We start from the raw sequence: 22,505 nt of genomic DNA, 5'->3' as shown, positions 1-22,505 counted from the left end.
TGCCACCTCCTGTTATCGCTCAAGCTCTTGTTTCTTTTTGACCTGGGAGCCTATGGCGGCCTGCCGGTCATAGAGTTTCATCGCGTCCATGCCGTCATAATATTCCTCCCTGGCTAACCGTTCCCTGGTAATACCGTGTTGCTTACAATAATGCAGATATTTCTGCACACCAGCCGGATGTTCCAGCTTATCTTGCAGATTTTCAATCTCATACCAAATGCAGCAGTGGGATTCCAGCGACATGAAAGCCACCGAATAGCCCTGCTCCAGAGCTTCAAATAGCTCTGAATCAAAGAAAAAGACATCCTCGTTGATTTCAATCGGCTGTCTATCCTCCTGCAAGGGATAAAGGATCATGATCTCGCCTCCATAGGACGCATAGGCAACTGCATTTTCTGGAGAGTTCTTGCTGCCCTTAACCAATAAATATTGAATTTTATAGTTTTCCTCATCCGGCATGTCCAGCCCCCGGTTCCATTGATAGGATTCTGTGCGCTTTAGGGCGCGCTCGGCAAGCCTCATCAGCTTTTCATTACTCATGTTCATACTTACCCTCCATTTCTTAACGCTTGTTGTACTCCGTCTTTGAAAATATAAAAACGCTTCATACATCCTCCTTTACAGGCCCATCATCTCGCGCACCACGCGGTCGGCCATCTTCACTGCGCCTACGAGGACGAGCATGTTAAAGACCAATTCTCCAATATAGCTCCACACCTGCGTCACTGCCGCCGCATTGGGGTCAATGGCAGGCGGGGAAGCCGCGAACAGGGAGAAGATAATACAGGCCAGCACGATGATGGCCCCCTCCAGGCACACCGCCGCATAGGATTTGATAAAGCTCTTGCCCACGTTCTGCGTTGGTTCCCCAGCAAAGGTGGACAGGGGCACCGGCGCGATGGCCGTGTAAAGTAGGGTAAGCGCCCAGCGCCTTGCCGCATTACTGCGGTAGGTTTCCAAACGCTCCCCTCCAAACCGGACGTACACCTCTCGATGTATCCGGCTTTCCAGATATCAGTCTAACTTTCCATTGTGCAGCTTTACATGGCAGGAGTGGCACAGCGCCATTGTCTTGCGTTTACGCGCAATCATTTGGCGTTCCCATTCTGCCTTACCACTTAAATCTTTCAGTTTTCGGACATGATGGATTTCAATATCCTCTGTTTCGGCTCCGCAGAACTCGCAGATATGGCCTTGCAACCGGTCTATCAGCCGGGTATAGCGGCGGTTCTCATTGGCCCTGCCAATGATGTCCGGGTTTTCCGTTACAACGACTTTGTCGTTATGACGCATGCCCTGATTGTAAAACACCACAGATTTTGTCCCGTTTTTCGTTGAATACGATACAGTAAAATCCCCGTTGCGGCAGTATTTGCGAATAATTTTCCGCATGCTCGTCCGATACTTTCCGGCGAAGGTCTTGTACATGCTGAACTTCATCACGTAGAGGAAAGAGTTCAACACCGTTGCATTGTTTGCCAGCCGATAATAATTGTACATGCCCCGCACTTCTGCATTGTACTGGTTCAAAATCTCAATATCATCCAGGCGTATCAGCCCCGGACGCCGTACCGGTTCCCATACCTCTTTGTTCCCATGGGTTTTGTCATAGCTGATTTTCAGCGCGCCATAGGAGAGCAGGCGGTTCAGCCATTTCTCTTTCGGCACGTACAGCTTGACTTTCCCTACATAGGTTCGGCGTGTAAAACCCGTCTTTGTCCGGGTACTGTTTTGTTCCCGGCTGACTGTAATCAGATATCCGAGGAAGTGGGCGAAGTCACTTCCGTGGGTGATGAGCGTTTTTTCCGGGGACATCTCCAAATGAAGATGTCCCTTGATGAACGTCCCCACATCGGATTTGACCTGCCTCGCATCCTCTTTGCTCCCAATCACACCAATCAGGAAATCATCAGCATAACGGACATAAACAACCCGTCTGTATTCCGTATCCATAGGGTCGCTGTAAGGGATAGAGCGCAGTCGGCTATTAAGTTCCTGTATCTGCGCCATGACCTCCCGGCGTTTTTCCTTACTGATTTTTGCTTCATTGCGTTTCAGCCATTCCTGTTTTCCGCGCCGGACATCCAACGGCTTTTTGTAGGCCGGGTTAATTTTCCGTTTTGTACCGCAGTTAAAGGATTTGGCATACTCTGCCATAAATACGTCCAGTTCATTGAGGTAGATATTCGCCAGAATTGGGCTAATCAGCGACCCTTGCGGGGTGCCGGAATAGGTGTTGTGATACTCCCAATTTTCCATATATCCCGCTTTCAGGAATTTCCAAATTAGGCCGATGAAATGCTCATCCGCAATGCGCCTGCGCAGTATCTGCACCAGCACATGATGGTCAACGTTGTCAAAACATCCTTTGATATCACCCTCAACAAACCATTTGACCCCCGTGTAGTTCCGCTTGATATATTGCAGGGCCGTATGACAGCTCCGCTTTGGGCGGAATCCATGGGAAGTAACGTGAAAGGTAGGTTCATAAATGCTTTCCAGTATCATGCGCACCACCTCTTGCACCAGCTTGTCATCGAAGGACGGAATACCAAGAGGACGTGTTTTTCCGTTTGCTTTTGGGATATACGTTCTTCTGGCAGGTTTTGGCTGATAACTGAAATCCTTCAGTTTTTGAATGAGGACTTCAATTCGCTTCATACTCATGCCATCGATTGTTTTCCCATCGCTTCCGGCTGTCATGTTGCCGGGTTTTGCTTGGATACGCTCATACGCCAGCAGATAAAATGCCGGATTGTACAGGTTCCGATAGAGCCTTTGATAGTGGTAATCTTTGCTTGCTGCTTTTGATGTCAGACTTTCCAAAACGTTCTTTGGACTTCTCATAGTGCCTCACGCACCTTTCCATTGATAGTTTGGTTGATATCCTGCCGCCCTTCGCCATGTGCAAGGCTTTCCCTTGCTCGGACTACTACGGCGGCTCCGTTGCCATACCGGATTTTCAGGCTCTGAAAGCCATAGCCTATAAGGGCGTTCCAGGTTAGGCAATCCCCGGTTAGGCAGTTTGGGACAGCGTGTTGTGATGTCGGAATGGGTTTTCGTCCGTTATCCGCTTACTGCGGTTGGCTGTCGTGGGTATTTCGCAATCGGCATCTACCTGTCACCGATTGCCACGGCATGCGGCGAATACAACTATCCTGCGCCGCCGGCTCAAGTATGCCGCCTTGGACTACCCTTCAAGCAATCCAGCTTTATTCCTCATTCACAACGTTTCACCTTGCCGTTCAGTAGTGGTTAGATAGTTTCCCAACTTACGACGTTGCCGATATGCTACACTCCCCATTGGGTTTCCCCGCCGGATAAATCGGTTGGTGATAGGATAATTTGCACCTCCCTTCGGAATACCTTTTCCTACTGCCGCGCTACTGGCAGAATCCCAAATTGCCCGCGAGCTACTTTGGCTTACGCCGCAGCCCTTCCGGGCGCACGATAGAGCTTAAAAAACCGCCCGTAGACGGTCATAATCATAATGAAGCTGAGGACAGTGATGAACAGCCCGCCGATGAGCGTTACCGCCCACAAGGGGATAGATTCAAAAAAGCCGCAGCTTTCCACCGCGTCAATGACTTCCTGTGGGAGAACCGTCTGCTGTGCCGAACCGAATCCGGCTGCGTTCATAATCGTGGAAACAAGCCCCTGGACGATATTGAAAAGGGCCATCATCAGTTCCAGCCCATAGGTTACAACGCCCTTGGCGATGGCAAACCGGATAAACAGCTTCAGCGCGTGTTCCGGCTTTTTCACCTCGGCAAAGCTGCCGCAGGTGCGCATGACGCCCACTACAAAGAACAGCACTAAAAGCGCCAGGCCAATGGCCCGTACCGCGTCATTGATGTTGACAATGACGCTCCAAATCGTACCGCCCTTAAACTGCTCCGGACTTTGGGTGATGAGCTGCCAGATCTCAGACAGGTACTTGTTCCAGGTGTCCAGGGCGTTCTGCAGGTTTTGCACAACCCAGTTATCACTCAAAACACATTCCTCCTTTCCAGCAGGATAAGGGGCGGGCCGGTATGCCCGCCCCCGCACTGTCGTATTTTTCGTTTATCTTTCGCCGCGCTCCGGCGAACTGCGGACAATGCCGTACACATCGTCCACAAAATAGCGCCCTACAAAGGGATTGAACATCGCATGGCATTTCACACCATTGTACTCGGCCAGGTAGTCGTTATCCCCCAGGCGCTTGAGGATGGTCGCTTCGCCCAGCACGTTTTTCTCCCCCTGCTTCAAAGAGTGGATATAGCACTCGCATTTCAAATTCATGGCAAACTCCTTTCCACTGGGCCAATCAGCCGGTAATCAGGGTCAAAATCTCCTTGGCAAAAGTGATGACAACACCACCGGCCAAAGTGAGGAAACCGTTGGCTCGCTGGCTGGGGTCGTGGGATTTGAGGGAGAGGCCGATCTGCACCACACCGAAGCCCAGCAGGATCATACCAATGGCCCGGATGAGGCCAAAAATGAAATCGCTGAGGTTGTTGATAACGGTCAACGGATCGCCGGCGGCAAAAGCTGTGGTGGTGCAGCAGCACAGCAGGAACACCAAGGCCGAGTAGACCGCAAGGGCACGTTTGCTCTTTTGGCCCATGGGCAGGCGATGGGTTTCCTTGTTCTTATTTTCCTTGTTAAACAGTCTCATTTTGCTTTTCCTCCTTGAATTGAAAGATTTTCTCCATGTCCTCGTCGGACAGAAGCTCACAAAGTTCATCCGGCTCCTTGACTTTTTCCAGGTCGCCGGGGGTAAGGCGGCCAATAACCATATCCGCCACAGCGTTTTCCGTACCGCCGTGGGTGAAGGCTGGCGCGCCGCCATCGGTGGTGTATTTCACATAAGGGTGCTTTAACAGGTCGTACTTTTCATCCATCAGCGGCGGTTCCCCACGGATAAAGAGCAGGGCCAGGCGGTTGTCTAACATCCGCACTTCGTCCGGGGTCATCAGTTCCCGGCCCGTGATCTGGTTATTGGTCGAGTAGCTGCCGGAATGTCCGGTGCTCTTGCCGTAGGTGTCCAGCCAGAGGGTGCTCTTGCCCAGATAGCTTTCGGAGATGAGCTTGTGGGTGGACGATTCGTTGCCGCCCAGGTACAAAAACTCGTCACAGTTGCCCATGATGGATTCCCATTGCTTCTCGTACAGCGCCTTTAACTGGGCAATGTTCTGGATAATGATGGAAACGGATATATTTCTCGATCTCATGGTTGCCAATAGCTTATCGCCGTGTGATTTAGGCAGGCTCGGTAGACCTGCCCGGCTTTTTAAGCCTCTTGCGCTTTCACGCAAGCGTAGACTATATCTTCACCCCGCCATGGGGCGGGGGCGCACCGCTTCGGCCCCCTTGGGCCTACTCCATACCGGATAGCCGTTGAACTTTCCCTTACGGGCTTAGCTGCTGGTTGCCCATTGAAAACAGTACACAGGGTTTGACCATATACCATCCCGTCGCTTTTTTCTGCTTTCGCCGCGTTCACACCGACCCCCAGAGAGGGCTTGTGTTGTAGCGCGCCGGGCTTTAGGGGGTTCCAGCAATTCAATGCGTATTTTTTCACACACCTCGCGGTATGCGGACTCAAATAGATTTAAGTCGTCGGGCAGGCTGACGTTGGCAAACTCGTCCATCAAAAAATGCACCGGCACGGGCAGGCTCCCGCCGTGTACCCGGTCGGCGCTGTAAAACAACTCCTGAAAAGTGCTGGCATACAAAAGGCTCACCAGGAAGTTAAAGCTGGCGTCGTTGTCCGGGATAAGGGCAAAGAGCGCCACCTTCTTTTCTCCCAGTCTGGCCAACTCCAGCTCATCGGTGGCTGTGAGGGCTGCCACCGATGAAAGGTTGAACTTCTCCAACCGCGAGGCAAGGGTGATCTGGATGGATTTGAGGGTCTTGGCGCTGCCGGAGCGGTAGTCCTTGTAATACTTCACCGCGATGTGGTCGGGGGAACGCATTTCCAACCGGTCAAACAGCTCATCCAACGGGGATTGGTAGGAATCATCATCCTCCCGCACTTCACCGGCCCGGAGCATTTCCATCACCATGGGGAAATTTTTCTCGTCCTCCGGTGCTTCATAATGAAGGTAGAACACCAGCGCCATGAGAAGCATACTGGCCGCCGTATCCCAGAAGGGGTCGTTACTCTGGCTCCCTTTGGGGGTGGTGGCTTTGAACAGGTTTGTCACCATCTTCTGCACATCGTTGTCGTTCTTGAGATAAGCGAAAGGATTGTAGCAGTGGCTTTTCTCCATGTTCAAAAGGTCAACCACCTTGATCTCATACCCCTGCCGTTTTAGCAGGCCGCCGCAGTCCCTCAGCAGCTCACCTTTACAGTCCAGGATGAAGAAAGAGGTATTGGCCTGGCAGAGGTTCACTTTTGCGTAGAAGCGGCTCTTTCCCGCGCCGCTGCCGCCGCAGACCAGGGTGTTTAACGTCCTGCGGTGCTTTTTCCCGTCCAGCCCCATGCGGACATGCTGGGTAAAAATGCGGTTTTGGAACGGGTCTTTATCCCGGTATTTCTTGTTCACGGCCCGCGGATCGCCCCATTTGGCGGAACCGTGTTCCTCGCCCCTGCGGTAAGTGCGCCGGGATGAGAGGTAAATCCCAATGCCCAGCCCATAGGCGGCCATAAAAATGAGGACAGCTTTTCCGCTGTCCTCACACCATACGATCTGAAAGGGATGGTTCATCGCCGCAGGCAGGGCCTCCAGGATTTCGGAAAGCCCACCGGAAAGGGAAGGCGCAATCAGCAGGGCAAGCCATATCACCGGGAAAAGCCCCAGGGCATAGAGCCAGAGGCCGCCCGTCTTGTTATCGGGCTTCATCCCGACGCTTCGCTTTCTTGTCTTTTTGGGATGGGGCGTCAATGGTTTTCAGCAGAACATCCTCTACCGGGCCGGGATCGCGCTGTTCCTCCAGCATGTCGTTGCGCAACTCGTTGAGGGCGCGGATCATAATCCCGTGCTCATAGCTGTCCAGCGTAAGGACAACCTTTTCCTGTCGTTCCATCGGTCAAACCTCCTTTACCGTTCCTGTTCTTTCTGCCTGCTGGCGCGGGTGAGGCCCATGGCCCTGGCCATGCGGCCATTGAGTTCCTTAAAGGTGTCGCGCATATCCGTAAGGGCCGCCGGAACCACCTCTTTGGGGTCTTGCCCCTGGAGCACACCGTCAAGCCGGGAAATGTCATACTCCTGTGCGTCCACACCATACCGTTTGCAGAGCATATAGCTCACCGCGTAGGCTTTGTAGCCCTCTGTCTCGCGGGAATACCCTTCCCGGTTTCTGACAAGCTGCACATTGGCCACCTCCAGGGAAACGCAGCGGAAGATGTCCGGCGCATCCATGCCCTTTTTCACCAGGATGGCGTTCTGCTCCGGGTCATACAAAGCGCCCCGTCCCTGGGGTAGTTCCTCCGTTGCATGGATGGGCGCTGGGGAACTGGCGATGAGGCCCTTTAGGAGCAGGCGTTCATCGTAATTCACCTGGGGCTGGGCCTCACCCCGCGCCGTGGTCTGGGAAACGTCAAACACTTCCTTGGCAAAGAAGTTCTGGCCTACGCTGCCGTCCTCACGCCGGTACGCCTTTCCCGGTTCCAGGATGATGATGGGCAGGCGCTTTTCTTCTTCCAGAATCTCAATACCCTGGGAAGCCCATTCCTTATAGCCGCCCACGCGCTGGGCGTTGGGGCACTGTTCCCCGATAAGGATGGCGTTACGGGCAGAGTGGAAGGGGAACCGGCTCTGCACATCCAGATATGCTTTCATATCGCCCCGGCCCTCGGAAAACTCGCCAAACTTCTTATCCAGGGTGGCGTAGGCTTCCCCCCGCTGCTTTTCCTCGCGGAGCTGCCACCATTGTTTTTTCGGCTTTTCCTTTTGCGGCTTCGGCTTCTGGACAGGTTCTTTTTGGGGCTGCTGTTCAAACAGATCGTCAAAGTTATTCATCACAGATTACCTCTCTTTCGATTTTGATTTCTTTTTGGGCTTTGGCTGTTGGTGCCTGGTGGTTTTCTGCGCCGCCTTCTTCTGGGGCGCTGCCGGTTCCTCGTGCCGGGCGGCTTCCGCCTCTTTCTTCCGCTGGGTCTGGATGTCCCGCAGCTCCTGCCGGACAGAAGGCTTCCCGTCCCCATCAGAAGTACCCCTTGCGGAGCTGCTGCTGTTCTCTGAGATAGGCGCGGACGGATGGGATTTCTCCGCCGCTCCCGTAAAAGGGGCGTTTTTCTCCGCCGCCGGATTTTCCGCCTGCGCCTTTTCCTTTTGGGCGGGTTTCTCCATCAGCTCGTCCAGAAGTTTGTCGTCCTCGCTCTTTTCCGGCGCAGCTTTCTCCGGGGCTTCCGGTTCGCTGCCGCGCTCCTCGCGGGATTTCTCGATGTCCTCCTTGATGGACGCGGTATCCACCACCGTGAGGTTGAACTTCTCCACGATCCGGTTGGCCCTGGCCGCGTCGTCCTGGAATACCAGGATGTCGATGGTATCATCCTCTTTCCTCACAGGGATCGGGGCATAGAGGATTCCATAGCCCTTTGCCTGCTTGGCAAACTCCGGGGCGTCCTCCTTCTTGATGGTGTAAACCTTTAAGGGGCGCTTTTCCCGTAGCATGGCTTCAATACGGGCCTTGCCCTTGGTTTTCTTCTGGTCTTTCAAGACCGTGTAAAGGGCGGCGGCCAGATTTTTGGCGGCTGCGCCTGTAATCTTGAGGGCCACTTCCGCACCCTCCAGGCTCATGCGCACCACCTGTTCCGCCGCGTCGCCTGAGTTATACATAGAAAATCATCTCCTTTCCGTCCGGCCTGCTTCCTGCCGGGCCTTATCCGTTTTCCCGGCCTGCTGTTCCTCGCGGGCTGCCCGTATCTTCTCTTTGAGAGAGAGGGAACGCGCCGCGATGTCCTCGCACAGTTTTACCTCCCGGCGCAGGTCTTTCAGCCGCCCGGAGAGGGCAGCGATCTCCGCCCGGATCTGTTCATGCCGGGCGGGGTCGGCCAGCACCGCCTTGGTGCGCAGCTTCCGGTACAGGCTTTTTCGCTGTTCGGTTAGGCCGGTAAGCTGAGATTTCACATCGGCTTCATAGGCGTTGAGCTGCTCCAGGGTGTCAATGCTGTGGTGGGAAAGCAGCCTTGCCTCGTCCGTCAATTCCTGCGCCCGGATCAAGTCCTCCCGCAGCACGTGGGGCACATGGCCCGGCTGCCGCTTCTGCTTTTTGGGGAATACCCCCAGCAGATAACAGTAGTGGAAGTAGAGGGCGCGAAAGCCCGTCACCTTCCTGGCCTGCTTCAAATCCCCCGAAAGCCTGCACCGCTTCGGCTCCGGCGCTGCCTCCCTTTGCGGGCGACGCTGGGCCAGAATCCGTCTGCGGATGTTCTCCAGGGAATACGCTTCGCCCAGGTTGCGCATGAGCTTTCTTCCGCTGTCCCTGCCGGGCGCTCGCACGGTGATGTCCTTGCCCACTTTGATGTCGTAGCCCATCTGCCGCAGGTGATAAAAAAACTGCCTCTCCGTCATTGACTGGCGGATGGCAGCGTCCACATCGGCTTTGATGAGGGAAAGGTAAGTGGGGCGGCCCTCCTGTTCGGCCCGCCACTCCCCGTAGTGCTTGGATTTTCCCCGCTGGGGATGTTCGATCACGGACAGCCCATACTCCCGGCACAGCCGGTCGGATTCCCGCTGCATGTCGTAGTAATCCTTTTCGGTACGGTGGTACTTGATCCCGTCAATGAACGAAACCGTGTTCACCACAAAGTGGTTGTGCAGGTGATTGGATTTATCCAGGTGGGTTGCCACCAGCACCTGGTATTTCTCACCCCACAATGCTTTTGCCAACTTCAGCCCGATCTCATGGGCCATTTCCGGGGTGGCCTCGCCGGGGGCAAAGCTCTGATAGCCGTGATAAGCCACCGTGCCTTCCTCCTTGCCAAACCGCTTTTTTACGGCCATCATCTCATCACGGGCGGTGGTGGGGCTGCAATTCACCCCGGAAACAAATCGCTGCATGACAGGCACATCCTCATCGTCCACCACCGCTTTTCCCGTTTTCTTCTGCTGGATGGCATACTCGATCACGTCGGAAAGGCCCTGGGCCTCCTTTGTGTCCATGTCTGGTTTCTCAAAGCTGGCGGGGTTTTCCGTCTTGTCCGGGTTTTCGATATAGATGAGAACCTTGCCCAGCCAACCGTTTACCCGCCAGATGGATGTGGTAGCCACGTCACACCGCGCTTCGCTTATCGCTTTTGCCGCAAGCGTCAAAAGGCTCACCGCTGCGCGGGTGTTCCTTTTCCCCACGAAGCAGGCTTCGCGGGGGCCCCTCCATGTCCATGGGCTTTGGCAAAATCACCGCCTTGGTAATGTCCCGGATAAGTTGATCGAATCTTTGCAGGGCCTCGTCATACCGGCGCTCGTCCATCACCCCCAGCACATGGGCTTTCTGGGCGATCTGGTTTAAGTTGTTCCCAATGCTGTGCAGCTCCCGCATAAAATCGAAATACGCCGGGGGCGGCGCGTCCTGGGGAACCAGGCCGTTTATCAGGTGGCGCAGGTATGCTTCGCGTGAGAGCCTGCTTTTCTTCACATGCTTGTTTAACAGCTCGGCCTCTTTGCGGTTTAAGCGCACTTTAATCTCGATGTTCCGCTTGCCCATGGCCCTCCTCCTTTCCGATACGGTTGATCTGCACAAGGCACATGGCAGTGACACCGCCCAGGCTGCCCAGCAGAAAACCAATGATGAAAAACAAAAATTCCATGAAAATCTCCGTCCTTTCCAAAGGGGTTTTAGGGGGCGTTCCCCCTAACAAGCTGCCGTTTGTCCCCAAACGGCGATGCTTGCTGGTACATACACATTCCATTCCCCGCAGGGGAATACCAAACGTTCCAAAAAACAACTCATCGTTCGCCCCGGTCGCGGCTGCGGCCCCTGGGGTAGAACTCCACGTCCTTGAAACTGTCCGCGTCCAGGATATATTCGCTGTTCTTCCAGCGGTCGGCTACGATCTGACGGGCCTCCTCGCGGCTTTCCGCTTCTACCGTGACGGTCATTTCCAGCGTTTCTCGGATGGTGATGTCATACTCGTTCATCGCTCCTGCTCCTTTCTTTTGGTGCCCCGGATGGGAATACCCAGCCGATGGCAGAGGGTATCGTTCACATCTTTGCCCCTGGGCGGCGGGCGGTTTTTGACTTCATACTCCCTGGGGATCACCGTCTGGATGGCCTGGGCCGCCAGCCTGCCAGCCGTATCGTTATCCAGATGGAGATAGACCGTTTTCACATGAGGGTTTTCCTCCAGAAAGCGGGTAAGGGCCACCGGCAGCTTGCTCTCCGCAATCTTTTTCTTCGGCTGGTACACCCCGGCCAGAGACAGCAGGTTGTGCCGCCGCCAGTCAATTCCGTCCAGCTTACAGAGGGTGGCGTAGGACATGACGTCAATGGCGCACTCGCACAAATGGACAGCCGGATTTTCCACACAGGCGGGCAGGGAAAAAGAATAGTGCTTGTCGCTGCCGCTCAAATCCCCGTGGAACCGGGCTTCGCCAATCCCGCGCAGGCAGCCGAACCGCGCCTTGCCGGTCTGGTCAAAACCGACGAACACCACATTTCCATGGCCCTTATTCCGGCTCTCATAAATGCGCCCGGTCTGGACGCAGTAGTCCAAAATTTCCTGGTCAATGCCCCGGCCTCTGAGATAAGCCATCATCGCCCGGTTGTCCGGGGCGGGCGGCGGCAAGAGCAGGTGCTTGGGTTTTTCCTCCCTAGTAACAGGTGTAAGGGCAGACGTCGGGATAGCGGCCCTGCCGACAACGGCTTCCATTGCCTCCAGAAAAGAGCAGCCCTTGACTTTGATGAGGTAGTCCAGTGCACTGTAACCGCCGATCCCACGGGAGAACCAGCACCATTTGCCATTGGAAATACGCAGGCTGTCGTGTTCCCTGGTGCAGTAGACGTTGCCGGAAACGTGGACAAGCTCCTGCGGCTCGCAGGCTTGCAGATAGGAAAACAAATCTACTTCCCGCGCTTTTTCGATCACGTCCTGGTCATAAAAAGGCATAAAAAATACAGCCCCCTTCACATAGCTGTAAATTAGCTGCCCGCATGGGGTAGCTGGCTATGTAAAGGGGGCTGTATTCTTTGGATATGTAAAAACGGTGCAGATTACTCCGCACCGTCACTTGTTATTCCGTCCTGAAAGCGTCGATCATTTTCAAGTAAGCAAATCCGTCTGCATGGCCCTGGAAATAGAGCTGCTCCCGTTCCAGGTTATCTGCCTGCATATACAGCCGGATAAATTCTTTTAGGGTTTCATGCTCCTCCGTGGAAAGATGAAGTTCCCCATCGCCCTCCATCAATGTGGCAATACAGGGATTTTGGCGCTTCAAATCTTCCATCTGGTCTTTTAATGCCGCATATTCCGGGTTGCTTTCTGACAAGCTCATCATAACGTCGCTGTCAATCTCCGTAAACTGCGCTGAGAGGCGCTCCGGGAATGGACAATAACTGTCACCCATCATTCGTCACCTCCTGTTCCGATTATTTTGAATCCACTATAATCCTCCCTCAGCGCAGCGTCAAATGTGCGATCATCGTTCCAGGCCCACCACTTTCCGGGCAGGCGGTTCTTCGCCCTCGTCGGGAGCGCTGTCGATGAGCGTCTTATCTTTCTGATCCATATTTAGCAGGATGTTCAGCTCTTTGAGCCGTTTGGTTTTCTCCGCCAGTTCCTCCTCACGGGCAAAGGGCATTTGCAGCTCGGTGCGGGCGTTTTTAAGCTGGCCTTTCGTTTCCTCCAGGCTGCCTTGCTCTGCCTGCAAACTTCCCGCCAGGTTTTCCAAGGCATTGTCCAGACGGGTGATATTGCCGAATACGTCTGCGCCCAGCGTCACCGTATGGGAGAGGGTGCCCTTTAGGGTAATACGGTACTCGTTGCTGTGGCTGTCATAGGCCAGCACCATGGAAAAGCCCCGGTAGCTGCCCAAAAGAACCGCGTCGGAGCCGGTCATCCTGGTGCAAACGTCGATGATGGCCTTACCTGCGTCCTCCTTTTCCTCATACTGTTTGCCCTCAATTACCATACCGCAGAACCCTTCTTTCGCTTTCGGGTGGGCGGCTGCCAGCGCCACGTCCTTTTCATAGCCTGCAATCCGTTCGGTGAGGCCCGCGATCTGCTCCGGGTATTTACGCAGCACCAATTCCTCCAGGGCGTACATCTGGTTCAGATAGCTGGCCTTGAGCATATTCAGCTTTGCCACCTCCATATCCAGGTTGCACTTTTCAATGATAAGCGGGTTTCCGGTGGCCAGCGCCTTGATCTCGGAATAGCTGAGAGCCGTTTCGTCCACATCGTCCGCCACACGGACGGGGGATTTGCTGGTCATGATCTGGGCGATGAATTTCTGCTTGTTCTCCACCAACTGGTAGAGGTAAGCGTCAAACGTACCCTCGGTCACATAGCGGAAGATCTCCACCTCCTCGTTATCGTTGCCCTGGCGCACAATGCGGCCCAGCCGCTGCTGAAGGTCGGAAGGCCGCCAGGGGCAGTCCAGGTCGTGCAGGGCGATGAGCTTATCCTGGACGTTTGTACCCGCGCCCATCTTCTGGGTGCTGCCCATCAGCACCCGTATCTGCCCGGTGCGGACTTTCGCAAACAGTTCCTTCTTTTTGGCCTCGCTGTCGGCGTCATGGATAAACGCGATTTCATCCTCCGGGATACCCTGCTCCATGAGCTTCTTTTTCAAATCGTCATATACGTTGAAAGAACCGTCTTTGGTGGGCGTTGACAGGTCGCAGAACACAAGCTGGGCAGAGCGTTTTTCTTTGGTCTGTTCCCAGATGCGGAACACATTCCGGGCGCAGACAGCCACCTTGCCATTGGGGTCGTCGGCGGCAAGGGGATTGATGAGCCGCATATCCAGAGCCAGTTTTCTTCCGTCGTTCGTAATGCGAAGCATATTGTCCACATGGGGGTCAACCCCTCCGGCACGGATTTTCTCTGCCCGTTCTGCCAGTCCCCTTATCATCTCTTTCTGAAGCTCCGAGGGCTGGATCACTTCCGTGTGGAAGTTTGCCTTGGGAACGGGCAGACAAAGCATATCCGCTGTTTGGATGTCGGCAACCTCCTTGAAGGCAGCCATCAGCTCCGGCAGGTTATAAAACTTGGCAAACCGGGTTTTTGCCCGGTAGCCTGTGCCCTCCGGCGATAACTCGATAGCTGTAACCGTCTCTCCGAAGCTACTCGCCCAATCATCGAAATGGACAAGGCCCATCTCCTGCAGGAGCCTGTACTGCAAATACCTCTGGATGGTGTAAAGCTCTACCATGGAGTTGGAGATAGGGGTGCCGGTGGCAAAAATCACGCCGCGCCCGCCGGTCAGCTCGTCCAGGTACTGCGTTTTCATAAACAGATCGCTGGATTTCTGGGCTTCGGTCTGGGCAATGCCGCCCACGTTTCGCATTTTTGTCGCCAAAAACAAGTTCTTAAAATAATGGCTCTCATCAATAAAGAGCCTGTCAACACCAAGCTGCTCAAACGTGACCACATCATCCTTGCGGCTCTGGTCGTTGAGCTTTTGTAGCCTTGTCTCCAGCGATTTCCGGGTACGCTCCATCTGCTTGACCGTGTAGCGTTCCGCCTTCTGTGCCTTGGCCTGCTCGATTCCTTCCAGGATTTCTTCAATCTGGCGCTCCAAAATGGCCTGCTGGCGCTCCAGGCTCATGGGGATTTTTTCAAACTGGCTGTGGCCGATGATGATGGCGTCGTAGTCCCCGGTGGCAATGCGGCTGCAAAACTTCTTGCGGTTCTGGGTTTCAAAATCTTTCTTCGTGGCAACTAAAATGTTGGCGCTGGGATAGAGCTGGAGCCATTCCGCCGCCCACTGCTCGGTGATGTGGTTTGGCACCACGATCAGCGACTTGGTGCAAAGGCCCAAACGCTTCATCTCCATGGCAGCGGCCACCATCTCGTAGGTTTTGCCTGCCCCTACTTCGTGAGCCAGTAGGGTGTTTCCGCCATACAAAATGTGCGCAATGGCATTGATCTGATGGGGACGTAAGGAAATTTCCGGGTTCATGCCCTCAAACCGGATGTGCCGCCCATCATACTCACGGGGACGGACGCCGTTGAAGGTTTCGTTGTAAATACGGCACAGCAGTTCCCGGCGGTCGATGTCTTTCCAGATCCACTCGGCAAACTTCTGCTTGATGAGTTCCTGCCGGTCCTGGGCAATCGCGGTTTCCTTTTTGTTGAGGACAGGCTTTTTCTTGCCGTTCTCGTCCTCAATATAGTCAAATACCCGCACATCCCTTTGATTTAGGGTCTGCTCCAGGATGTGGTAGGCGCTCATCCGCTTGGTGCCGTAGGTGGTATTGGCTTTTACATTGCTGCGGTCGGCGTTTTTCTCCCGGATACTCCATTGGCCGGTGGCTTCGGAGCGCAGGATTTTGATGCGGTCCCGCACATAGTAATTGGGGGTGAGCAGCTCCACCATGAATTGCTGGTACACCTCGATGGGCACCCAGTTCGCGCCAATGCGCACGCCGATCTCTCCAGCGCCCAGGTCCTGGGGCTGGACGGCCTCCAGAGCCTCCACATTTCTGCGGGCGGTTTCTTTCTGATGATCGGGGGCCACTTCCAGAAAGGCTTTTGCCATCCGCAGTTTGTGGCGCACTTTCCCGGAAAGGTACTCGTCCGCCGTGACAAGAGGATAGCGGCTCAAATCCGCCAAAGAAGGCAGGATGTCCTCCGGGTTCTCCGCGCAGCGAATATCCCGGTAGATCACCCCGGTAAGCTCTCTTTCCAGTTCCTCCGGGGATTTGCCCGACAGCTCTGCCATATAGTCCATGTCCACGCGGGCTTTTTCCGAAATGGACACCGCCAGTGCTTCACTGGCCGTATCCACGCTGGTGACAGCCACATGGGGCCGGATGGTGCGCCGGGTGAACATATCGGCTTTTCTTTTTAGGTTGCCCTGCTCATCCAGCACCTCCAGAGAGCACAAGAGGCAGTAGCTGGAGTCCTCCGAAAAGGCCAGCTTGTTGCCGCGGCTGCTGATAAGGCCGTACTTGGCGGTGAAGCTGTCGTAAAGGGCATTGAGTTTCTGCTGCTCGGATTCAATATCCTCGTCCGGGTAGCCTTCGGTTTGGTACTCAATGAGCCTGCGGACACATTCCCGCAGCTCGATCATGCCACGGATACGGTTTTCCGCCGTGACGGAGACTTCTACCGGGTGCATGAGGCTGTTTTCCCGGTAGTACACCTGGCTGTCCACCACGGTGTAGCTGAAGTTTTTTACGCTGGGGTCGGCAGGGATAGAGCGATCTTCCTCGTCCAGCTCCTCCAGCTCATAGGGCTTGATTTCCGCCTGCAAAAACTGGATGGCATTGGCAAGCTGCTCGGATAAATCTTCCCCCTCGCGGGCTTTGCAGGCGCTGTCCGGCCCGAACCGTGTGGATTCCATCACCATGTCACCCAAAATCATCTCCGGGTGCTGCACAAAATAGCGGTTCATGCGGATTCCGTTTTCATCCGTGTCTAAATGCACCCAATCCTGGTCTAAATCGGTGATGTTGTCGCGCTTTTGCAGAAAGATGATGTCGCTGGTCACTTCCGTTCCGGCGTTCTGCTTGAAGGTGTTATCCGGCAATCGGATGGCCCCAATGAGGTCGGCGCGCTGGGCCAGATATTTGCGGACGGCGGAGTTTTCCTTATCCAGAGTGCCCTTGCTGGTGATGAACGCCACGATACCACCAGGGCGCACCTTGTCCAGCGTTTTGCCAAAGAAATAGTCGTGGATCAGCCAGTGGTGCTTGTCGTACCGCTTATCCAACACCTTGAAATCCCCAAAGGGGACGTTGCCCACGGCCACATCAAAGAAGCTGTCGGGCATTTGTACGGTTTCAAAGCCGTTTACGGAAATGCTGGCGTTCTGGTAAAGCTGCCCCGCGATCCGCCCGGAAATGGAATCCAGCTCCACGCCATAGGCTTTGCTGCCCGCCATATCCGCAGGGAGCAGGCCCAGGAAATTGCCGGTGCCGCAGGACGGCTCCAAAATGTTGCCCTGGGTAAAGCCCATCTGGGACAGGGCCTTGTAGATTCCCCGGATGACCACGGGCGGCGTGTAAAAAGCGGTGAGGGAGCTGGCCCTGGCCGCCGCGTATTCCTCCAAATCCAGCAGGGATTTCAGTTCCTCATAATGGGGGCTGGTTTGTTCAAAGCAGTTTGCAAGGCCGCCCCAGCCCACATAGCGAGATAGGATTTCCTGTTCTTCGGGGGTGGCCAGCCGTTCCTCGGCTTCGATCTGCTTCAAGGTACGGATGGCGGCAATATTGGCCGCGTATTTCTCGCTGGGGGTGCCGTGGCCCAGGGCGTCATCGGTGATGTGGAAATCATGGCGCTGATCCCTGGGGACCTCCGGGTGCAGAGTGGTAAAGGTAATGCGCTCACGGCGGGGGCGCTTTGGCGGCAGCAGAGCCGGTTCTTCTTTTTGGGGTTGTGCTTCTTCCTGCTCCTGAAGCAGTCTGCGCACACGGCCAATCTTCTCAATCCGGCTGATCGGAAAGCCGACATTTCCCTCAAAGGTCAAATCCCGCAGGGTTACATCATCAGACAGGTCGCTGACGCGCTCCACCATAAAACGGTGGCCATCCAGGGTTACTTCTTTCCCCACCAATTCCTCATAAGGGACTGGTTTATCAACCTCCGCTATGGCAGGCCCGTCCTTTTTCTGCTGATCGTCGGCAAGAGCCTGCGCAGTTTGCTCAATGGCACGTTCATCCGGGAAATTCCCGTAGACGCGCAGCCATCTGTTCTCCTGAAGGTCATAGATACCAGCGCCATCATAGGCAAAACCATCCTCGCCCTCCATAGTGCCGGCCACATATTTCTGCGCAGCTTGTTCGGCCTCCGCCAGCGTTTGGTAATCCAGCCGTTCATCAACCCCATTTTCAAAATGATGGTACACCACCACTTCGTAAGGAGGCTCCATGCGCTGGGCATAGCGGTCGATGTCCTCCATAGTGAGCCATTCCGGTTCATCCGGCAGGGCAGCATAGAGTTCTCGCATTTTGGCGATCTGTTCCCGCACGTTCCCAGCCCACAGGTGCTTTTCCGCCCGTCCGCCAGCGCCCAGGAAGTAGTCACAGTCGGCTTTTAGGCGGCTGAGTAAGCGGTAGTCATCTGAACTCTGCTCCGGCGTGACACCGATGGATTCCAGTTCTTCATCGGAAACGGAAACGAGGTCGTCAAAATCCAGCTCGGCCAGCTCGTTTTGGATGAGTTCATCCAGGCTCTCATACTGCCTGCGCTCCAAAAACTGCCCGTCCAGATAACGCTCAATGCGGTAATGGACCAGATCGGCATTGACCTGGATGGGGATTTCCTCGTCCGTAACGGTGGTGTAGGCAATGCCCACCTTTTCCAAATCGCTGAAATCGGCTGGGCTGCCATACTCGGCCACGCAAAAATGGTTGATAAGTTCCTGGGCCGCGTCCAATGGAGCCTGTTTCGGTTTCTCGTCCAAAAACTCACGCTCAATGAAGTCGGCAATATCCTGGCTGCCGCCTCTGCCGCCATGGGCCTGGTATTCGGCAATGCCATCTGCAATCAATTCCTCCGAAACCGCATACCCGGCTTCTTCCAGATACCCTGCGATTTCTTCCTGCTGGGTCTGATCCGGGGTAAGCGCCGGGGGCAGCTCCCCGATCTGCTCCATACAGAGGGTGATGTCTGCCGCGATTTCTTCTTCCGGGTCGGCATGGTCGAGGAAAGATTGCAGCAGCCTGCGGATTTCCTCCTTCTGGGCAGGATTGTGAAGCTGCCGGGCGATGTTCTCCACCGCCTGGGCGTCATCTTCGCCATAGTCCATGCGGGAACCGTCAAACTCTCCCACAAAGCGCAGCACCTGGGCGGCCAGCTCCGGGTAGGGGTCTGCCGGTTCTTCTTTTTGGGGTGGTTCCTGCGCTCTGGGTGGCACAGCGAACACCGGCGCGTCCTGGGTGGCGGAAATCGTCATTTCCGAAGAATCAGCGATCCGCTGGATTTCGTCCCGCACCATCTGGGGCATTTCCTCATCGTAAATCGTCACCGTGCGGTCTGGGGCGATGTGGGCCACTGTTTTGTAATCTCCGTGTTCTTCCTCCAGCCTGTTCCAAACAGTCAAACCATTCCCCAGATGTCCATAGCCCAGGTCGTAGGCTTTCGCCTGCGGCATGGTGGGAGCCACCGGCTCCTTGTGCTCCGCAAAGAGCGTGAAGGTTCCCTGTCGGAAGGCGGCGAGGTTTTCAAACGCCTGCCGGCGCAGGGCGTACATCCTGTCATCCTGCGGGGTGGCCTCCCAAATGGGGACCATCATCTGATAGATTTCTTCCACACGGGCCGGGTCATCAAGCTGCGGCTCAATGAGCTTCACTGCGTCCCAATAGTCAAAGCCAAAGGGATAGGGGTGGGGCTGCTCTTGTGGCACGTTCTCAAAGAAAGTGCGGATATTCCGGGCAAGCTGGTGCTTCTCATACTGCGGCATGGCGGCGCGGTCCTCATCGGTGAGGAACCGCCCCTGGGCGATCATGGCGCTGACGCGCTTTTCCACGGCGGGCCATTTCAGCTCCACCTTGGCGTAGGGGGCGGTGATACTGCCGTGGCTGAAAGAAACGCCTTTACTGAGCTGGTAGGTCACATCGTCATTCCCACCGGAATGGCCGCTGTACTCGCCGTGGTAGTGCTTTAAGAAATTCTCCCGTTCCTTGCGCTCTGTGTGGTTGCGATAGAAAGAATACACGGCCAGCCGGTAATCGGTGCTGCGTTTTCCACCCCGGAGAAGATTGTTGATCTCGTCCCCGGAGATGAAAAAACGCCGTTGGGGGTCGTACCCTTCGGCGGCGGTAAAGTGCAGCGGTTCCCGCTGCAGATCAAAAAGCTGCTCCAGCAATTTTTGCGGACGGTGGAAATGGAACCGCATAATGTCCGGGTTCTCCTGGTAGGCTGCGGCAAACGTTTCATATTCAGAGAGGATGGTCTGTAAGCCATCTTCCCGGCTCAAAAGCCCTGCGATTTCTTCCGCTGCCTCCGGGAATCCGCTCGGTTTATCATAGATGGCGCGCAACGAGGGGAAAAATCGCTTTTCTTCATCCTCAATGTCACGGAACATCAGCAGCAGCCGGTCGGCCAACTCATGGACTTCATAGTGATCTACCTGGTCAAGTTCGCTCTGGGGCATATATCGGCCCAAATCCAGCAGCTCCCGGATTCGGGCTGCCGCCTGCTCCCATGAAAGGAGCGTGGCGCTGGAACGCTGCGCACTCTCGCCCTCGGCAATGCGGATTCCCTCGGCGTTGTACCAGATGGCATACTGTCGGCCATCCAGATAAAAGCCCGCGCCGTTCTCGCCATAGTGCTCTGCCAGGAACCTGGCATTGTCCGGCTTATCCTTTTTGAAATAGGCGCAGATGATGAGGCGGCTGTTCTGGTCGTTGGCACCAATGCACAGCGCCTCGTCGATTACCTGCTGGGGCAGAGCCGGGTGAGGGAAAATGGATGGTTTGGCCGTACCCTCGGCCTGGGTTGGCTGCTGAAACGCCGCAAAATCAAAAAGGGACATCTGCTGGCTCTCTTGGGTAGGGAGCTGCGGGATGTCCGTCTGAATGAAGTATTCTTTTTTGTCAATAAGCTGGGCGGTCCAGCCTGCCACCACTTCCCAGGAAAATACAGATTCCCTGGTGCGGGATGGGTAAGAGCCTTCCCACATGAGCAGGCCATTCTCCTGGGGCTTATATCCCAGGCGCTGCCCGTCAGCGATGATTTCGGTGTACCGGTCCTGATAGGCAGATCTCAGATATTCCGCCCGTTCCTGAACGTCGCTGTGAACCGAGAAGAAAAGCTCAATCTGATTTTTCTTATATTTCAGGTCATCATCTTTGTTGGCGATGATGGCCATGATCTGCTTTTCATCCAAAAGCGCAGGGAGCTGTTCGCCACCTGCGCTTTCTTCCGGTTCATCAATTAGCTGTAAATCAGCTCCGCCAGCACCGTTTCCTCCGCCGCATTCTGCAGGTTGCTCATCATCTGCACCCACTTCATCTGGTCGCTGGCTTTCAGTTCCTCTGTCACGCCCTGGTTCTTGGCCATCTGCGCCACGATCTGCTCCATCCGGCGCTGGGCGGTCTGCTGGATCTCCGCCAGATGGCTGTTCAGCTTGCCGCTGGTCAGCAGGTTGGTGTACGTCACCCTGCGGTGCTCCTTGAGGAATTTCTTCCGAAGCAATGCGTATTTCCCATGGGGAACCGGCTCCTCCTGGGGCGGCAGAAGGTTCGGCAGATTGTAGTCGCCCTGCCTGGTGTAAGTGATCTCGGTCATATTCAAAACTCCTTTCCGGCTGTGTGTTTTCCTGTTCAGTTACAGCATACTGGTTTTTCTGCTGGGGTTCAAATGTGCGATTTTCTTTTTGGGGCTGTCTTTGCAGGGCAAGAACCGTGCGGGAAATGGCGGAAAGGCACATCTGGGAGATGTCCCCGGTGGCCACGCCTAAAGCGTTCAACGTCTGCGGGGTGTTAAAGTCCGTCACATCCCGGAAATCCATGTCCTCAAAATATTCAGACGGGTCAAGGCCGCAGCGCACCAGCAGCATATATCCAATGCTGTTTTGCACCGCCCTGCGGTATTCCACTTCCAGGTTCAGCTCATCCAGTTCTTCCAGAAAGCTGCCTTCCGTGAGGGTTTTCAATTCAGAAAGATAGTCGGGCATATTGTCCTCCACGGCGTTCTTTGCCGCAGAGAGCAGTGCTTCACCCAAATCCTCCTTGCGCTCCAGCTCTCCAAAGCTGTTTTCCAGCGTTTCAATGATGTCCGGCGCATATTCCTCCCGCACCGTCCAAAGGGGGACGGGGCGGGGGAACCGGGCCTCATGGGTATCGGAAATATCAAAGTAGTATTTCAGTCGGGGTTTTCCATTGTGTTCCCCATCAAAAACGGCAATGCCGTTTGCGCCCCGGTTTACCCAGCGCCCAAATTGCCGGTTCCATCGCTCGATCTCCAGGACGGCGGTGGCGTCTGGGCGCTGGGCGTAGACAAGCAGTTGTTCATCGAAAGAAAGCCGGTAGTTGCGGCAGGCAGAAGCCAGAAACGCCCGCCACTGGTCGGGAGCTGTCACGCTGCGCTGCGTTTCCCGGTACAGCTCCGTCAAGGCTTTATATCGTATCGCCATCGGTTGCCCCTCCTTTTCTTATTCTTTTTTCGCAGCTTTCAGTTCTGCGCTGTAATCCTTATCAGGGTCATATTGATTGCACAGGGAGAGCAGCAACAGCCAGATGGTATTTCCGGCCTCCTTCGGGCACATCCGAAGCGCCACGCAGGGCGCATGGTCACTGTCAACAAAGGGCCTCCCATAGCGCATAAACTGGTCGATCAGCTTTTGAGCCATCTCCCGGTATTCTTCATAGGGGTTCTGTTCCGCCTGCTGATGGAGAACCGTCATCAGCAAGTTGAACCAGTCCTCATGCGTATCCAGTTTTACGGGCGGTAAAGACGCCATTTT

16 protein-coding genes and 4 pseudogenes are annotated in these 22,505 nt (G+C 55.1%); all 20 read right to left on the bottom strand.

The genetic code is table 11. From position 1 onward, the window contains the following. Window positions 1–12: 12 nt before the first annotated feature. A complete protein-coding gene (locus I2G61_RS06305) occupies window positions 13–546 on the bottom strand; it encodes a hypothetical protein (protein ID WP_148429275.1) in 534 nt (177 codons plus the stop codon). Window positions 547–618: 72 nt separating this feature from the next. Beyond that, window positions 619–912 (bottom strand): annotated as a pseudogene (locus I2G61_RS06300) (hypothetical protein); the annotation flags it as partial. Between the two features lie 102 nt (window positions 913–1,014). Next, window positions 1,015–2,847: a reverse transcriptase domain-containing protein gene (locus I2G61_RS06295; protein ID WP_087234635.1), complete on the bottom strand. Its 1,833-nt coding sequence runs from the start codon at window positions 2,845–2,847 to the stop codon at window positions 1,015–1,017. 603 nt (window positions 2,848–3,450) lie between these two features. After that, window positions 3,451–3,993 (bottom strand): annotated as a pseudogene (locus I2G61_RS06290) (hypothetical protein); the annotation flags it as partial. A gap of 72 nt (window positions 3,994–4,065) precedes the next feature. Continuing rightward, window positions 4,066–4,284, bottom strand: coding sequence for a hypothetical protein (locus I2G61_RS06285; protein WP_148429281.1), 219 nt, complete (start codon window positions 4,282–4,284; stop codon window positions 4,066–4,068). A gap of 25 nt (window positions 4,285–4,309) precedes the next feature. Beyond that, window positions 4,310–4,660, bottom strand: coding sequence for a glutamyl-tRNA amidotransferase (locus I2G61_RS06280; RefSeq protein WP_148429283.1), 351 nt, complete (start codon window positions 4,658–4,660; stop codon window positions 4,310–4,312). Next, a pseudogene (locus I2G61_RS06275) lies at window positions 4,647–5,234 on the bottom strand (type IV secretory system conjugative DNA transfer family protein); the annotation flags it as partial. The pseudogene I2G61_RS06275 and the gene I2G61_RS06280, both read right to left, overlap by 14 nt. Before the next feature lie 363 nt (window positions 5,235–5,597). Then, window positions 5,598–6,830: pseudogene (locus I2G61_RS06270) on the bottom strand (VirD4-like conjugal transfer protein, CD1115 family); the annotation flags it as partial. Beyond that, window positions 6,817–7,014: a hypothetical protein gene (locus I2G61_RS06265; RefSeq protein WP_148429285.1), complete on the bottom strand. Its 198-nt coding sequence runs from the start codon at window positions 7,012–7,014 to the stop codon at window positions 6,817–6,819. The gene I2G61_RS06265 and the pseudogene I2G61_RS06270, both read right to left, overlap by 14 nt. A 14-nt stretch (window positions 7,015–7,028) precedes the next feature. Next, on the bottom strand, window positions 7,029–7,949 hold the full coding sequence (locus I2G61_RS06260; RefSeq protein ID WP_148429287.1) for a hypothetical protein: 921 nt from the start codon (window positions 7,947–7,949) through the stop codon (window positions 7,029–7,031). 6 nt (window positions 7,950–7,955) lie between these two features. Continuing rightward, window positions 7,956–8,768, bottom strand: coding sequence for a PcfB family protein (locus I2G61_RS06255; RefSeq protein WP_148429289.1), 813 nt, complete (start codon window positions 8,766–8,768; stop codon window positions 7,956–7,958). A 6-nt stretch (window positions 8,769–8,774) separates the two neighbouring features. Next, on the bottom strand, window positions 8,775–10,244 hold the full coding sequence (locus I2G61_RS06250; RefSeq protein WP_229100694.1) for a relaxase/mobilization nuclease domain-containing protein: 1,470 nt from the start codon (window positions 10,242–10,244) through the stop codon (window positions 8,775–8,777). Further along, window positions 10,204–10,635: a plasmid mobilization relaxosome protein MobC gene (gene mobC, locus I2G61_RS06245; RefSeq protein ID WP_148429291.1), complete on the bottom strand. Its 432-nt coding sequence runs from the start codon at window positions 10,633–10,635 to the stop codon at window positions 10,204–10,206. Before mobC ends, I2G61_RS06250 begins: the two co-directional genes overlap by 41 nt. Then, window positions 10,610–10,738, bottom strand: a complete 129-nt coding sequence (locus tag I2G61_RS06240; protein ID WP_148429293.1) for a DUF3789 domain-containing protein — start codon at window positions 10,736–10,738, stop codon at window positions 10,610–10,612. Before I2G61_RS06240 ends, mobC begins: the two co-directional genes overlap by 26 nt. Window positions 10,739–10,877: 139 nt before the next feature. Then, the gene (locus I2G61_RS06235) at window positions 10,878–11,069 is read right to left on the bottom strand and encodes a DpnD/PcfM family protein (RefSeq protein ID WP_148429295.1); all 192 of its coding nucleotides are present in this window, start codon (window positions 11,067–11,069) and stop codon (window positions 10,878–10,880) included. Beyond that, window positions 11,066–12,037, bottom strand: coding sequence for a DUF3991 and TOPRIM domain-containing protein (locus I2G61_RS06230; protein WP_148429297.1), 972 nt, complete (start codon window positions 12,035–12,037; stop codon window positions 11,066–11,068). The genes I2G61_RS06235 and I2G61_RS06230 overlap by 4 nt, the downstream gene beginning before the upstream one ends. 124 nt (window positions 12,038–12,161) lie before the next feature. Next, complete coding sequence (locus I2G61_RS06225; RefSeq protein ID WP_229100693.1) at window positions 12,162–12,497, bottom strand: DUF6664 family protein; 336 nt, start codon at window positions 12,495–12,497, stop codon at window positions 12,162–12,164. A 69-nt stretch (window positions 12,498–12,566) separates the two neighbouring features. Next, a complete protein-coding gene (locus tag I2G61_RS16415) occupies window positions 12,567–18,692 on the bottom strand; it encodes an LPD11 domain-containing protein (protein ID WP_229100699.1) in 6,126 nt (2,041 codons plus the stop codon). Between the two features lie 2,282 nt (window positions 18,693–20,974). After that, window positions 20,975–21,328 (bottom strand): TnpV protein, encoded by a 354-nt coding sequence (locus I2G61_RS16410; protein WP_105205001.1) that lies wholly within the window; start codon window positions 21,326–21,328, stop codon window positions 20,975–20,977. 865 nt (window positions 21,329–22,193) lie between these two features. Beyond that, a complete protein-coding gene (locus I2G61_RS06215) occupies window positions 22,194–22,502 on the bottom strand; it encodes a hypothetical protein (RefSeq protein WP_148429299.1) in 309 nt (102 codons plus the stop codon). Window positions 22,503–22,505: the final 3 nt, after the last annotated feature.

Origin of the sequence: Holdemania sp. 1001095H_141210_F2, assembly GCF_015558105.1 — a bacterium.
Lineage (GTDB): Bacteria > Bacillota_I > Bacilli_A > Erysipelotrichales > Erysipelotrichaceae > Holdemania.
This window is presented reverse-complemented; position numbering and strand designations above follow the sequence as displayed.

What these genes read in the sequence shown, in the direction of transcription:
- I2G61_RS06305 (WP_148429275.1), bottom strand. Translation starts at nt 546, where the DNA reads ATGAACATGAGTAATGAAAAGCTGATGAGGCTTGCCGAGCGCGCCCTA.
- I2G61_RS06295 (WP_087234635.1), bottom strand. Translation starts at nt 2,847, where the DNA reads ATGAGAAGTCCAAAGAACGTTTTGGAAAGTCTGACATCAAAAGCAGCA.
- I2G61_RS06285 (WP_148429281.1), bottom strand. Translation starts at nt 4,284, where the DNA reads ATGAATTTGAAATGCGAGTGCTATATCCACTCTTTGAAGCAGGGGGAG.
- I2G61_RS06280 (WP_148429283.1), bottom strand. Translation starts at nt 4,660, where the DNA reads ATGAGACTGTTTAACAAGGAAAATAAGAACAAGGAAACCCATCGCCTG.
- I2G61_RS06265 (WP_148429285.1), bottom strand. Translation starts at nt 7,014, where the DNA reads ATGGAACGACAGGAAAAGGTTGTCCTTACGCTGGACAGCTATGAGCAC.
- I2G61_RS06260 (WP_148429287.1), bottom strand. Translation starts at nt 7,949, where the DNA reads ATGAATAACTTTGACGATCTGTTTGAACAGCAGCCCCAAAAAGAACCT.
- I2G61_RS06255 (WP_148429289.1), bottom strand. Translation starts at nt 8,768, where the DNA reads ATGTATAACTCAGGCGACGCGGCGGAACAGGTGGTGCGCATGAGCCTG.
- mobC (WP_148429291.1), bottom strand. Translation starts at nt 10,635, where the DNA reads ATGGGCAAGCGGAACATCGAGATTAAAGTGCGCTTAAACCGCAAAGAG.
- I2G61_RS06240 (WP_148429293.1), bottom strand. Translation starts at nt 10,738, where the DNA reads ATGGAATTTTTGTTTTTCATCATTGGTTTTCTGCTGGGCAGCCTGGGC.
- I2G61_RS06235 (WP_148429295.1), bottom strand. Translation starts at nt 11,069, where the DNA reads ATGAACGAGTATGACATCACCATCCGAGAAACGCTGGAAATGACCGTC.
- I2G61_RS06230 (WP_148429297.1), bottom strand. Translation starts at nt 12,037, where the DNA reads ATGCCTTTTTATGACCAGGACGTGATCGAAAAAGCGCGGGAAGTAGAT.
- I2G61_RS06225 (WP_229100693.1), bottom strand. Translation starts at nt 12,497, where the DNA reads ATGATGGGTGACAGTTATTGTCCATTCCCGGAGCGCCTCTCAGCGCAG.
- I2G61_RS16415 (WP_229100699.1), bottom strand. Translation starts at nt 18,692, where the DNA reads ATGGAGCAGATCGGGGAGCTGCCCCCGGCGCTTACCCCGGATCAGACC.
- I2G61_RS16410 (WP_105205001.1), bottom strand. Translation starts at nt 21,328, where the DNA reads ATGACCGAGATCACTTACACCAGGCAGGGCGACTACAATCTGCCGAAC.
- I2G61_RS06215 (WP_148429299.1), bottom strand. Translation starts at nt 22,502, where the DNA reads ATGGCGTCTTTACCGCCCGTAAAACTGGATACGCATGAGGACTGGTTC.